Genomic DNA, 12,468 nt, shown 5'->3' with positions numbered 1-12,468 from the left:
AGGTCGGTGATGGCCTTGGTGCTCTGGGTCAGCTTCTCGGATGAGAAGACTTCGCCCTTTTGCAGCTTGAGCAGCTTTTCCATCTCGGCCTGCTTGCCGAGCAATTCGCCCGCCAGACGGATGTCCGACACCTTGTACTGGTCGCCTTCCTTGATGTTCAGCGTCAGGAAAATGTCCTTCTTGTCCGGCGTGATCGACACCTGCGTCGATTCGATCGCGAACTCGAGGTAACCGCGGTTCAGGTAGTACGAACGCAGGGCTTCCAGGTCAGCGGTGAGCTTTTGCTTGGAATACAGGTCGTTCTTGGTGTACCAGGACAGCCAGTTCGGGGTCGACAGCTGCATTTCGTCACGCAGCGCGCCCTCCTTGAAGGCCTTGTTGCCGACGATATTGATCTGGCGGATCTTGGCCACCGGACCTTCGTCGACATTGAACACCACCGACACGCGATTGCGGTCGACCGGGGTGATCGTGGTCTGGACGTCGGCAGCATAGTAGCCGCGGGCCACGTACTGGCGCTTGAGCTCCTGCTCTGCCTTGTCGATCAGGGCCTTGTCATAGTACCGGGCCTCGGCCACGCCCACCGCGCGCAACGAACGGCGCAGGGTGTCCTTGTCGAATTCCTTGATGCCGACGAACTCGAGCTGGGAGATGGCGGGACGCTCTTCGACCTGGACCACCAGCACGCCGTCCTCGGAACGGATCTGGACGTCCTTGAAGAACCCGGTGTTATACAGGGCACGAATGGCGTCCGCGCCCTTGTCGTCGCTGAAGGTCTCGCCAACCTTGACCGGCAGGTAACCGAACACCGTACCCGGCTCGACCCGCTGCAGGCCCTCGACACGAATGTCCTTGACGACGAATGGCTCCGCGGCCCAACTCACTGGGGTCCAGGCCGCGATGATGGCACTCGCCAGCACGCCCAGCGAGATGCGCTTATGTCTGATCAATCTTGATCCCCTCTTTGATTCCATGCAGGATTGGGCTCCGATGCTTCACGGGGCTGCGCCTTGGCTCGGCAGGCGCGGGGTGTCAGTGACACCCGCACGCCGCAGCCGGCAACCTATGTCTAGCCGCGCGAAAAAAACAGCCGGCTGACGTCGTTGAACAAGGCGAGCGAAGTCAGGAGCAAGACGCAGGCAATGCCGACCTTCTGCAGCACAGCCTGCCAGTGGTCTGGTACGGGCCTGCCAGTCAAAAATTCAACGCAATAATACAGCAAATGCCCCCCATCCAATACCGGAATAGGTAACAAATTCAATACACCGAGGCTAACACTGACCAATGCCAGGAAGCCGACAAAGGGCTGCCAGCCGAGGTGGGCGGCACGCCCCGCGTAGTCCGCCACGGTCAGCGGGCCGCTCAGGTTCTGCAGCGAAGCTTGCCCCACCAGCATCTTTCCGAGCAGCTTGAGCGAGAGCGCGCTGGTGCTCCAGACCTGCCCGACCGCGCGGCTCAGCGCCTCGACTGGCTGGTAGCGCACAGTTTCCATCTCGACCGCCTGGCTCAACGCGGCGCCCAGCTTGCCGGTGGCGGCGGCTGCCGCGCTGGCGCCCTGCGCCGCGGGGACCGTATCGAGCTTCACGGGCACATCCAGGCGCCGGCCATCGCGCTCGATGCCAAGCGTGACCTCGGCGCCGGGCTGTGCCCTGACCCCGCGGATCAACTCCCCAGCCTGGTTCAGCGCCCGTCCTTGCCAGGCCACCACGCGATCGCCCTGGCGCAGGCCGGCGCGTTGCGCGGCGGAATCCGGCAGGACTTCGGTGATCGTGACCGGACCGCCCTTGAGGGCCAGCCCGAGCGTGGCAAGCGGGTCTTGTTCGGGATTGCCGCCGGTATTCGGTAGCCGCGGCAGCTTCACATCGCGCTCGGCGCCATCGGCCGCGCGCACGTGCAGCACCGCGCTGGCGTCGCCAAAGCCCTGGGCAAACACGGCCATGCGCAGGTCGTTCCAGGAGCGCACCTGCTCGGTCTCGCCGTTGGCCTGCAGCATCAGCACACGATCGCCCTCGCGCAAGCCCGCCGCCGCCGCGGGGGTATCGGCAGGCGGCGCCGCGACGATGGGCGCGGCTTCACGCATGCCACCGGCAAACAACACAAAATACAGCACGATGGCCAGGGCAAAGTTGGCCAGCGGCCCGGCCGCCACGATCGCGAAGCGCTTGGCCACCGGTTGACGGTTGAAGGCGCGTGGCAGGTCCGCGGGATCGACCGGCGCATCGTGGCCGGGATCGCTCTCCCGCTCGTCGAGCATCTTGACGTAGCCGCCGAGCGGAATCGCGGCGATGGTCCATTCGGTACGGTCCCGCCCCTTGGACACCCAGCGCACCAGCGGCCGCCCGAAACCGATCGAGAAGCGCAACACCTTGACCCCGCACAGGCGCGCGGCCAGGTAGTGACCCATCTCATGGAAATAGATCAGGATGCAAAGGGCGGCGACGAAAGCAATTACGGTTTGCATGGCAGGCAGCTTTTCGTCAGGGGCTAAAGCGCCCCGATGGCACAAAGAAGACACCGGGCACGAGGCCTGGCAAGCGGTGCGCCGGCCTGGAGCCGGTGCGCCGCTATTGTCGCCGATCCCGGCGCCTCCACCGGCGTCAGCACGAACGCACGCTTTCCAGCAAGGCGCCGGCGCGGCGGCGCGCGTCCTGGTCGGCGTCCATCACGCCTTCCAGCGTGTCGACGCTGCCCGGCGAGGCCTGCGCCAACACCTGTGCCACAATGCGCGCGATGTCGGTAAAACGGATCTGGCCTTGCAGGAACGCCTCGACGGCAACTTCGTTGGCGGCATTCAGGATGGCGGGAGCTGTCCCGCCCGCCCGCAAGGCGTCGAACGCCAGGCCCAGGCAGGGAAAACGCGCCAGATCCGGGGTTTCGAAGGTCAACGCGCCGGCACGGGTAAGGTCCAGCGGGGACACGCCAGCATACATGCGTTCGGGATAGGCCAGCCCGTAGGCAATCGGTGTGCGCATGTCGGGGTTGCCGAGCTGGGCGAGCACCGAGCCGTCGGCGTAGGACACCATCGAATGCACAATGCTCTGCGGGTGAATCAGCACTTCGATGCGCTCCGCCGGCGCGGCGAACAGCCAGTGCGCCTCGATCACCTCCAGCCCCTTGTTCATCATGGTGGCGGAGTCGACCGAGATCTTGCGTCCCATCACCCAGTTCGGGTGGGCGCAGGCCTCGTCCGGCGAGATATCATGCAAGGTGGCCGGGTCCCGGGTCCGGAACGGGCCGCCGGAAGCCGTCAGCAGGATTTTTGACACACCCGCGCCCAGCCGTGGATCGTCCGCCGGCAGGCACTGGAAAATGGCATTGTGCTCGCTGTCGATCGGCAGCAGCGTGGCGCCGTGCTCGCGCACGGCATCCATGAAGAGCCGGCCCGACATCACCAGCGCCTCCTTGTTGGCCAGCAGCACACGCTTGCCCGCCCGCGCCGCGGCCAGCGTGGGACGCAGCCCGGCGGCGCCGACGATGGCCGCCATCACGGAATCGGCCGCGGAATCGACCGCCACCGCTTCCAGCGCCGCTTCGCCGTAGCCCACCCCGGTCTTGATGCCGTCCGCGCGCAGCAGCGCCTCCAGCTCGGACGCGGCCTGGGCGGTGCCGACCACGGCGTGGGCCGGACGGAACTCGCGGCACTGCGCAGCCAGCTTGTCGACCTGCCGGTGCGCCGTCAGCGCATGGACGGCATAGCGCTCGGGGTGGCGCCTGACCACATCAAGCGTACTTTCCCCGATCGAGCCGGTGGCACCCAGGACGGTAATACGACGCATATCAGATCAACTCAAAGATAGATGGCCAACAACGCGGCCAGCGGAAACACGGGCAATAGCGCGTCGATCCGGTCGAGCACGCCGCCATGGCCGGGCAACAGCCGGCTGCTGTCTTTCATGCCAACCTGGCGCTTGAGCAACGACTCGAAGAGATCGCCAACCACGCTGGCAACCACCAGCAGGGTCGACAGCAGCGCCACGACGGCCAGGCCGCTATGGTCGGCCATGCGAGAGAACCAGGTCGGGGAAAAAGCTTGGGTGGCGGCCAGCCCGAGGGCGATCAGCAGCACCAGCAGCCAGCCGCCGAGAGCAGCACCCCGATGCCCAGCTCGCGCAGAATCAGGGTGGCATGGCCGAACGCAGGCAGCATGAACAAGCCGAGAATGGCTCCCAGCAAGGTAAAGGACGGGCTGGCCTGGCGCACGCCGCGCGCCAGCAGCACCACGGCCACCCCCCAGCAGGCCACGCCGATCTGCAGCAGGCGCGTCAGAGCCTGGCGGTCGGCGGCGTCATGCCAGCCGATCAGGGCGACCAGGCAGGCCACCGCATAGACATAAGGCCAGACGCCGCGCAGCCCGATCAGGCGACCGAACTCCCAGCCCGCCAGGACAACGATCACCGCCACCAGGCCGGCCAGCGCCGACGGGGGTGCCAGGAACAAGATCGGCAAGATCAGCAGCAACAAGCATACGGCGGTGATGACACGGGTAAGAAGCATGCGCTGCGGGATTCCAGTGAAAAAAGGAAAACGGCTTCAGGCTGTGCCGGAAAGGCCGGGTGGTGCCACCACTTGCGCGCTGGTACGACCGAAGCGGCGCTCGCGCTGCCGGTACGAGGCAAACGCCTTGTCGAGTTCGGCGGGACTGAAATCCGGCCAGAACACGTCGGTGAAATAGAGTTCGGAGTAGGCCAGCTGCCACAGCAGGAAATTGCTGATGCGCTGCTCGCCGCCGGTGCGGATGAACAGGTCCGGCTCGGGCGCGTAGGCCATGGCCAGGTGCGGCGCGAGCATGGATTCGTCAACGGACTCTGGATCGAGCATGGGCGAGCGCACCAGCATCTTGCGCATGGCCTGAAGCAGGTCCCAGCGGCCGCCGTAGTTGGCGGCGATAGTCACCGTCAGGCCGGTGTTGCCGTCCGTGCGCGCCTCGGCGTCGGCGATCAGCTGCTGGATACGCGGGCTGAAGCGGCTCAGGTCGCCGACCACCCTCACCCGGATATTGTTGGCGTGCATCTTGACCACCTCGCGGCGCAACGCGGTCATGAACAGCCGCATCAGGAACGAGACTTCGTCCGCCGGGCGGCGCCAGTTCTCGGAACTGAACGCGAACAGGGTCAGGTACTGCACGCCACGCGCGGCACAGGCCTCCACCACGGCCCGGACGGCATCCAGGCCACGGCTGTGGCCGGCTACGCGTGGCAGGTGCCGCTTGGTCGCCCAGCGGCCGTTGCCATCCATGATGATGGCAACGTGGCGGGGCACATAGGTGGAGTCGGGGACGCTGAGCGTGGAACTGATGTGATGCATGATGGGAAACGGTACCGGACACAGCGGCGGCTGGCAAGCCGCCGCACTTTGCGTCACACCGTCATGATCTCCTTGTCCTTCTCGGCAACCATCCTGTCGATCTCGGCAACGAACTTGTCGGTCAGCTTCTGGACCTCATCCTGGCCGCGGCGCTCGTCGTCCTCGGAAATGGCTTTGTCCTTGACCAGCTTCTTGAACTGTTCGTTGGCATCGCGGCGCAGGTTGCGCACGGCGATCTTGGCGCCCTCGGCCTCGCCCTTGACGACCTTGGCGAGCTCCTTGCGGCGCTCTTCGGTCAGCATGGGCATGGGCACGCGGATGGTCTCGCCCATGGTCGACGGGTTCAGGCCCAGGTCCGCGTCGCGGATGGCCTTCTCGATGGCGCTGACCATCTTCTTTTCCCACGGCTGCACGCTGATGGTACGCGAATCGGCCAGGCCGACGTTGGCCACCTGGCTGATCGGCACCGGGGAGCCGTAGTAATCCACTTGTACGTGGTCGAGCAGACCCGTATGCGCACGACCAGTGCGAATCTTGGCCAGGTCGGCCTTGAACGCTTCAATGGTCTTTTGCATTTTCTGCTCGACGCTCTTCTTGGTGTCGGCGACGCTCATCTTTACCTCCGAAAACGGGTAATCATGATCCCGGACGGCGGGATCGAAAATGAATCATTCTACTCTTTGCTGGCACGCCCGCCACCTTCGGCGGCAGCGCGTCAGCGCCTGGTACAGCACTTATACGTGCACCAGCGTACCTTCGTCTTCGCCCAGGATCACGCGCTTGAGCGCACCCGGCTTGACGATGGAGAACACCTTGATCGGCAGCTTCTGGTCGCGGCACAGGGCGAATGCCGTCGCATCCATCACCTGCAGGTTGCGCGAAATCGCCTCGTCAAAGGAGATGGTGGTGTAGCGCGTGGCGCTGGGGTCCTTCTTGGGGTCGGCGGTGTACACGCCGTCCACCTTGGTCGCCTTGAGCACGATTTCCGCACCGATTTCCGCGCCACGCAAGGCAGCAGCGGTATCGGTGGTGAAGAACGGATTGCCGGTGCCGGCGGCGAAGATCACCACCTTGCCCTCCTCCAGCTGGCGGATGGCGCGCGGGCGGATGTAAGGCTCGACCACCTGGTCCATGCGCAGGGCCGACTGCACGCGGCCCACGATGTCGGCGTGACGCATGGCGTCCTGCAGGGCCAGCGCATTCATCATGGTGGCCAGCATGCCCATGTAGTCGGCCGTGGCGCGATCCATGCCCGCTGCCCCGCCGGCCACGCCGCGGAAAATATTGCCGCCGCCGATCACCACCGCGACCTGGACGCCCAGCCTCACGATCTCGGCGATGTCATTGACCATGCCCTCGATGGTCGAGCGGTTGATGCCGAAGGCATCGTCGCCCATCAGGGCTTCGCCGGACAATTTCAGTAGGACGCGCTTATAGGCTGGCATATTGATCCCGGAGCTGGTTCGGCTCGTTCTGTTGAGCCGGATATTTGAAGGCAGGCGGCACGGATCGGCGTGCCGCCGCTATAAAAGCCGGTTTTCGGGGTGGCCTGGCTCCTGCACGGCAAACGCGGAACAGACATACGTTTGAAGCACGGCAGGTCAGACGACTGCGGAAACGGGCTACCACGCCCGCGCCGCACGGGTAAGCGCGACGCGGTCATTTGTGCCGAGGGGCACCTTGCGGTGCCCCTCGGCATTATACGGCGACCGGTGGGGCACCCTACCGGGCACCCTGGCCGCCAGGACTTCAGGCCTTTTGGGCAGCTGCCACCTGGGCGGCCACTTCAGCGGCGAAGTCGTCCTGCTTCTTCTCGATGCCTTCACCGACCACGTACAGGGTGAAACCCTTGACCGTGGTGTTGGCGGCCTTGAGCATCTGCTCGACGGTCTGCTTGTCGTTCTTCACGAAGGTCTGGTTGAACAGCGACACTTCCTTCAGGTACTTCTGCACCGAGCCATCGACCATCTTGGCGACGATTTCGGCCGGCTTGCCCGATTCGGCAGCCTTCTGCTCGGCGATGCTGCGTTCCTTGGCGATCAGGTCGGCGGGCACGTCGGCAGACGACAGCGACACCGGCTTCATCGCGGCAACGTGCATGGCCACGTCCTTGGCGGCGGTTTCGTCGCCATCGAACTCGACCATCACGCCGATGCGGGTGCCGTGCAGGTAAGCAGCCAGCTTGCCGCCGTTGGCGTAGCGGGCAAAGCGGCGGATCGCCAGGTTTTCGCCGATCTTGCCGATCAGGGCGGTACGGGTGGCTTCGACGGTCACGCCGTCGATTTCCAGCGCCGACAGCGCAGCCACGTCGGCCGGGTTCTGCTTGGCGACCAGTTCGGCGACCTTGTTCGAGAACGCCATGAAGTCATCGTTCTTCGACACGAAGTCGGTTTCGCAGTTCAGTTCCACCAGCGCACCGGTGGTACCTTCGATGAAGGACACGACCACGCCTTCGGCGGTCACGCGCGAAGCGGCCTTGCTAGCCTTGTTGCCCAGCTTGACGCGCAGCAGCTCTTCAGCCTTTTCCAGGTTGCCTTCGGCTTCCGTCAGGGCCTTCTTGCATTCCATCATCGGCGCGTCGGTCTTCGCGCGCAGTTCTGCCACCATGCTTGCGGTAATTGCCGCCATTTGTCACTCCTTGAATGGTTCGCCCCGCCCTATCGCGCCGTCGATGTGACGCAATCCGGGACCGGAGGCAGGTTCAACTTCACCCGCGCCAGATCATGCCAGGGGCGGATGACAACAATTCGAAAAAAGGGGGCGTAAATTCGCCCCCTTGATTGCCGGAAAGCCCCGGCTGCGCGCAGCGCCCCGGCCCATGGGCCGGCTGGCTAGCGATGAAGTGTCAGCTTGCGATGCGCGCGGTGCGGGGTCCTTTCGGCAGCGAGCCTTTAGGCTTCGTCGACTTCGACGAAATCGTCGCCGCCGCGAGCGGCTTCAACCACGTCCTGCACGGCGTTTGCACGGCCTTCCAGGATTGCGTCGGCCACGCCGCGCACGTACAGGGCAACTGCCTTGCTCGAGTCGTCGTTACCCGGGATCACGTAGTCGATGCCTTCCGGCGAGTGGTTGGTATCGACCACGCCGATGACGGGCACGCCCAGCTTCTTGGCTTCGGTCACGGCAATCTTGTGGTAGCCGACGTCGACCACGAAGATGGCGTCAGGCACGCCGCCCATGTCCTTGATGCCGCCGATGGACTTTTGCAGCTTGTCCATTTCGCGCTCGAACATCAGGGCTTCCTTCTTGCTCATGGTTTCCAGCGCGCCAGCTTCCTTGGCGGCTTCCATGTCCTTCAGGCGCTTGATCGAGATCTTGACGGTCTTGAAGTTGGTCATCATGCCGCCGAGCCAGCGGGCGTCGACGTAAGGCATGCCAGCGCGGCCTGCTTCTTCAGCCAGGATTTCGCGCGATTGACGCTTGGTGCCCACGAACAGCACGGTGCCGCGATTTGCTGACAGTTGACGCACGTACTTCAGCGCGTCCTGGAACATCGGCAACGTCTTTTCGAGGTTGATAATATGGATCTTGTTGCGGTGACCGAAGATGAACGGAGCCATCTTGGGGTTCCAGAAGCGGGTTTGGTGGCCAAAGTGGCAACCGGCTTCCAGCATTTCGCGCATGGTAACGGACATGAAAAATCTCCAAAAGGGTTAGGTCTGAAGTCCGCCCCGACATTCCTGAAAAGGAACACCCCGGATGGACGGACTCGCAATTTCAAAAACTTTGTACTTCCCTGTATTTGACAGGCGCCAGGCACCCGCCAATACAGCAGCCACCAAGCGGTAGCTGTCCGGCCCGCGAGCCGCTACCAGCGCGCCATATGGGCGTCCATACGGGCGTGCCAGGTAGCCACAAGAAGGCCAGCCAGCGATTGTAGCAACAAAACAGGGCTTCGCTCAAGGGGCCAATCGCCATGGAAAGCGGGGGCCCATCGATGGCGAAGCCCGTTTTCGGCTGCGGTTGGTGCCCGATGGTGCGATAATCCCACTTTGAGATTCAATTTGAGGCGCAGCCCGTGGCTTCGCCGCCACTTTTTGCGAGCAGCATGAGCATCCATATCAAGAACGCCGACGACATCGCCCAAATGCGGGTAGCCTGCCGGCTGGCCTCCGAGGTCCTCGACTACATCACGCCCTTCGTCAAGCCGGGGATCACCACCGGCGAACTCGACCGGCTGTGCCACGCCTACATGCGCGATGTGCAGGGTACAGTACCCGCGCCACTCAATTATGCGCCGCCGGGCTACCCGCCCTTCCCCGGTGCCATCTGTACGTCGGTCAACGACGTCATCTGCCACGGCATCCCGGGCGAGCGCGTGCTGAAGTCCGGCGACGCGGTGAATCTCGACATCACCGTCATCACCAAAGAAGGCTATTACGGCGACACCAGCCGCATGTTCATTGCCGGAGAGGGCTCGATCCTGGCCAAGCGCCTGGCGCAGATCACCTTCGAATGCATGTGGAAGGGCATCGCCCAAGTGCGCCCCGGCGCCCGCCTCGGCGATATCGGCCATGTGATCCAGGTCCATGCGGAAGCCGCCGGCTATACCGTGGTGCGTGAATACTGCGGCCACGGCATCGGCAAGAACTTCCATGAAGACCCGCAGATCCTGCACTATGGCCGCCCCGGCACCGGCATGGAAATCCAGCCCGGCATGATCTTCACGATCGAGCCGATGGTCAACGCCGGCAAGCGCGATATCCGCACCATGCCCGACCACTGGACCGTCAAGACCCGTGACCGCAGCCTGTCCGCGCAGTGGGAGCACACCATCCTGGTGACCGAAACCGGCTACGACGTGCTCACCGTCTCCGCAGGCACGCCGGCGCCGCCGTCGTTCGTTACGGATTCTGTTGCAGCCTGACGCTACGGGCGCCAAAGTTGGCGCCCTTCTTTTTTCAGCCGTCCCTTCGATGCCCCAAGCCCTAGCCATGGACGCCACGCCGGAAATCATCCTCGCCACCCGTGTTCGCGATCAGCTGAAAGCCGACAAGCAAGCCGTGTTCGCGGACTTCACCGCGCACGGGCATGTCGGCCAGCTGCTGACGCGCCTGCGGCGCGCGGTCGATACCGCGCTGGTCGAAGCCTGGCGCGGCCTGGGCCTGCCGGATGACAGCGCACTGGTGGCGGTGGGTGGCTATGGGCGCGGCGAGCTGTTCCCGTTCTCCGATGTGGATGTGCTGCTGTTGCTGCCCTCGGAGCCCGGCGAGGACACCACCTGCCGCCTGGAGAAGTTCATCGGCCTGTGCTGGGACCTGGGGCTTGAGATCGGCTCCGCCGTGCGCACGGTGGACGATTGCATCCGCGAATCGCGCCAGGACGTAACGATCCAGACCTCCTTGCTCGAAGCGCGCCTGCTGACGGGCAACCGCCAGCTGTTCACGGAGCTGCAGACGCGCTACCAGGCCGACCTGGACCCGCGCGCCTTTTTCCAGGCCAAGCTGCTGGAAATGCGCCAGCGCCACGCCAAGTACCAGGACACGCCCTACTCGCTCGAACCCAACAGCAAGGAAAGCCCCGGCGGCCTGCGCGACCTGCAGGTGATCCTGTGGATGACCAAGGCGGCCGGCCTCGGCGATAGCTGGAAAGAACTCTTCGAGCGCGGGCTGCTGAGCGAGCGCGAAGCGCAGGAGCTCGCCCGCAACGAGCGCCTGCTCAAGACCATCCGCGCCCGCCTGCACCTGGTAGCAGGACGCCGCCAGGACGTGCTGGTGTTCGACCTGCAGACCGCGCTGGCCGAATCCTTCGGCTATCGGCAGAACAATAACAAGCGCGCCAGCGAGCAGTTGATGCGCCGTTATTACTGGGCGGCCAAGGCGGTCACGCAGCTCAATATCGTGCTGCTGCTCAATATCGAGGCCATGCTGTTCCCCAGCGAATCGAAGGTGACACGCGTCATCAACGAGCGCTTCGTGGAACGCCAGGGCATGCTGGAGATCACCAGCGACGATCTCTACGAGCGCGAGCCCCACGCCATCCTGGAAACCTTCCTGGTGTACGAGCGTACCCCGGGCGTCAAGGGCCTGTCGCCCCGCACGCTGCGCGGCCTGTACAACGCCCGCACGGTGATGGACGCGAGCTGGCGCAACGATCCGGTGAACCGCCGCCTGTTCCTTGCCATCGTGCAGGAACCGCAGGGCATCACCCACGCGCTGCGCCTGATGAACCAGACCAGCGTGCTGGGCCGCTACCTGATCAACTTCCGCCGCATCGTCGGGCAGATGCAGCACGACCTGTTCCACGTCTACACGGTGGACCAGCACATCCTGATGGTGGTGCGCAACATGCGCCGCTTCGCCATCGTCGAGCACACGCACGAGTTCCCCTTCTGCAGCCAGCTGATGGCCACCTTCGACCGCCCCTGGGTGCTGTGGGTGGCGGCGCTGTTCCACGACATCGCCAAGGGCCGCGGCGGCGATCACTCCAAGCTCGGTACGGCAGATGCGCGCCGCTTCTGCCGGCAGCACGGCATCGAGCGCGAGGATGCCGACCTGATCGCCTGGCTGGTCGAGCACCACCTGACCATGAGCCACGTGGCGCAGAAGCAAGACCTGACCGATGCGGGCGTGATCCATGCGTTTGCCCGCGTGGTCGGCACCGAACGCTACCTGACCGCGCTCTACCTGCTGACCGTGGCCGATATCCGCGGCACCAGCCCCAAGGTGTGGAACGCGTGGAAGGGCAAGCTGCTGGAAGACCTCTACCGCATCACGCTGCGCGTGCTGGGCGGCGCGCGCGTGGACCCGCATTCGCTGTGGGCGCAGCGCAAGGACGACACCATCGCGCAACTGCGCCTCAAGGCTTTCGACCCTGAACTCGGCAAGCCATTGTGGGCCCAGCTCGACGTGGCCTTCTTCCTGCGCCACGATGCGCGCGACATCGCCTGGCTCACGCGGCACCTGTACAACAAGGTGGACAGCCCGGTACCGGTGGTCAAGGCGCGCCTGTCGCCCGCGGGCGAAGGCTTGCAGGTGGCGGTCTACGTCAAGGACCAGCCCGACGTATTCGCGCGCATCTGCGGCTATTTCGAGCGCAAGAGCTTTTCCATCCAGGAAGCCAAGATCCACACCACGCGCCACGGCTATGCGCTGGATACCTTCCAGGTGACCGACCCCGGCATCAGCAGCGATGCCAGCGGCAACTACCGTGACATCATCGCGC

General features: G+C 64.5%; 10 protein-coding genes and 1 pseudogene. 2 read left to right on the top strand and 9 right to left on the bottom strand.

What is annotated here, in order from left to right:
• The 9 genes and pseudogenes from bamA to rpsB all read right to left on the bottom strand — a co-directional run.
• On the bottom strand, positions 1 to 974 hold a 974-nt coding region (gene bamA, locus OR16_RS32865; RefSeq protein ID WP_423739703.1), incomplete at its 3' end, for an outer membrane protein assembly factor BamA.
• A 95-nt stretch (positions 975 to 1,069) separates the two neighbouring features.
• Positions 1,070 to 2,461, bottom strand: coding sequence for an RIP metalloprotease RseP (rseP, locus tag OR16_RS32860; RefSeq protein ID WP_006163118.1), 1,392 nt, complete (start codon positions 2,459 to 2,461; stop codon positions 1,070 to 1,072).
• Between the two features lie 136 nt (positions 2,462 to 2,597).
• Complete coding sequence (gene ispC / locus OR16_RS32855; RefSeq protein ID WP_006163117.1) at positions 2,598 to 3,776, bottom strand: 1-deoxy-D-xylulose-5-phosphate reductoisomerase; 1,179 nt, start codon at positions 3,774 to 3,776, stop codon at positions 2,598 to 2,600.
• Positions 3,777 to 3,787: 11 nt separating this feature from the next.
• Positions 3,788 to 4,494 (bottom strand): annotated as a pseudogene (locus tag OR16_RS32850) (phosphatidate cytidylyltransferase).
• A 36-nt stretch (positions 4,495 to 4,530) separates the two neighbouring features.
• Complete coding sequence (locus tag OR16_RS32845; protein WP_043422078.1) at positions 4,531 to 5,304, bottom strand: isoprenyl transferase; 774 nt, start codon at positions 5,302 to 5,304, stop codon at positions 4,531 to 4,533.
• 53 nt (positions 5,305 to 5,357) lie between these two features.
• Entirely contained in the window at positions 5,358 to 5,918 is a 561-nt protein-coding gene (frr, locus tag OR16_RS32840) for a ribosome recycling factor (RefSeq protein ID WP_006163115.1), read from the bottom strand.
• 120 nt (positions 5,919 to 6,038) lie between these two features.
• Positions 6,039 to 6,749, bottom strand: coding sequence for a UMP kinase (gene pyrH, locus OR16_RS32835; protein WP_006163114.1), 711 nt, complete (start codon positions 6,747 to 6,749; stop codon positions 6,039 to 6,041).
• A gap of 304 nt (positions 6,750 to 7,053) precedes the next feature.
• Entirely contained in the window at positions 7,054 to 7,932 is an 879-nt protein-coding gene (tsf, locus tag OR16_RS32830) for a translation elongation factor Ts (protein WP_006163113.1), read from the bottom strand.
• A 263-nt stretch (positions 7,933 to 8,195) separates the two neighbouring features.
• Entirely contained in the window at positions 8,196 to 8,939 is a 744-nt protein-coding gene (gene rpsB / locus OR16_RS32825) for a 30S ribosomal protein S2 (protein ID WP_006163112.1), read from the bottom strand.
• A 383-nt stretch (positions 8,940 to 9,322) separates the two neighbouring features.
• Between rpsB and map the strand changes: the two genes are divergently transcribed.
• On the top strand, positions 9,323 to 10,171 hold the full coding sequence (gene map, locus OR16_RS32820) for a type I methionyl aminopeptidase (protein WP_272942892.1): 849 nt from the start codon (positions 9,323 to 9,325) through the stop codon (positions 10,169 to 10,171).
• Between the two features lie 67 nt (positions 10,172 to 10,238).
• A partial coding sequence (locus OR16_RS32815) for a [protein-PII] uridylyltransferase (RefSeq protein WP_006163110.1) occupies positions 10,239 to 12,468 on the top strand: 2,230 nt, incomplete at its 3' end.

It is taken from the genome of Cupriavidus basilensis OR16, assembly GCF_000243095.1.
Taxonomy (GTDB): domain Bacteria; phylum Pseudomonadota; class Gammaproteobacteria; order Burkholderiales; family Burkholderiaceae; genus Cupriavidus; species Cupriavidus basilensis_D.
This window is presented reverse-complemented; position numbering and strand designations above follow the sequence as displayed.

What these genes read in the sequence shown, in the direction of transcription:
- rpsB (WP_006163112.1), bottom strand. Translation starts at nt 8,939, where the DNA reads ATGTCCGTTACCATGCGCGAAATGCTGGAAGCCGGTTGCCACTTTGGC.
- rseP (WP_006163118.1), bottom strand. Translation starts at nt 2,461, where the DNA reads ATGCAAACCGTAATTGCTTTCGTCGCCGCCCTTTGCATCCTGATCTAT.
- frr (WP_006163115.1), bottom strand. Translation starts at nt 5,918, where the DNA reads ATGAGCGTCGCCGACACCAAGAAGAGCGTCGAGCAGAAAATGCAAAAG.
- tsf (WP_006163113.1), bottom strand. Translation starts at nt 7,932, where the DNA reads ATGGCGGCAATTACCGCAAGCATGGTGGCAGAACTGCGCGCGAAGACC.
- ispC (WP_006163117.1), bottom strand. Translation starts at nt 3,776, where the DNA reads ATGCGTCGTATTACCGTCCTGGGTGCCACCGGCTCGATCGGGGAAAGT.
- OR16_RS32845 (WP_043422078.1), bottom strand. Translation starts at nt 5,304, where the DNA reads ATGCATCACATCAGTTCCACGCTCAGCGTCCCCGACTCCACCTATGTG.
- pyrH (WP_006163114.1), bottom strand. Translation starts at nt 6,749, where the DNA reads ATGCCAGCCTATAAGCGCGTCCTACTGAAATTGTCCGGCGAAGCCCTG.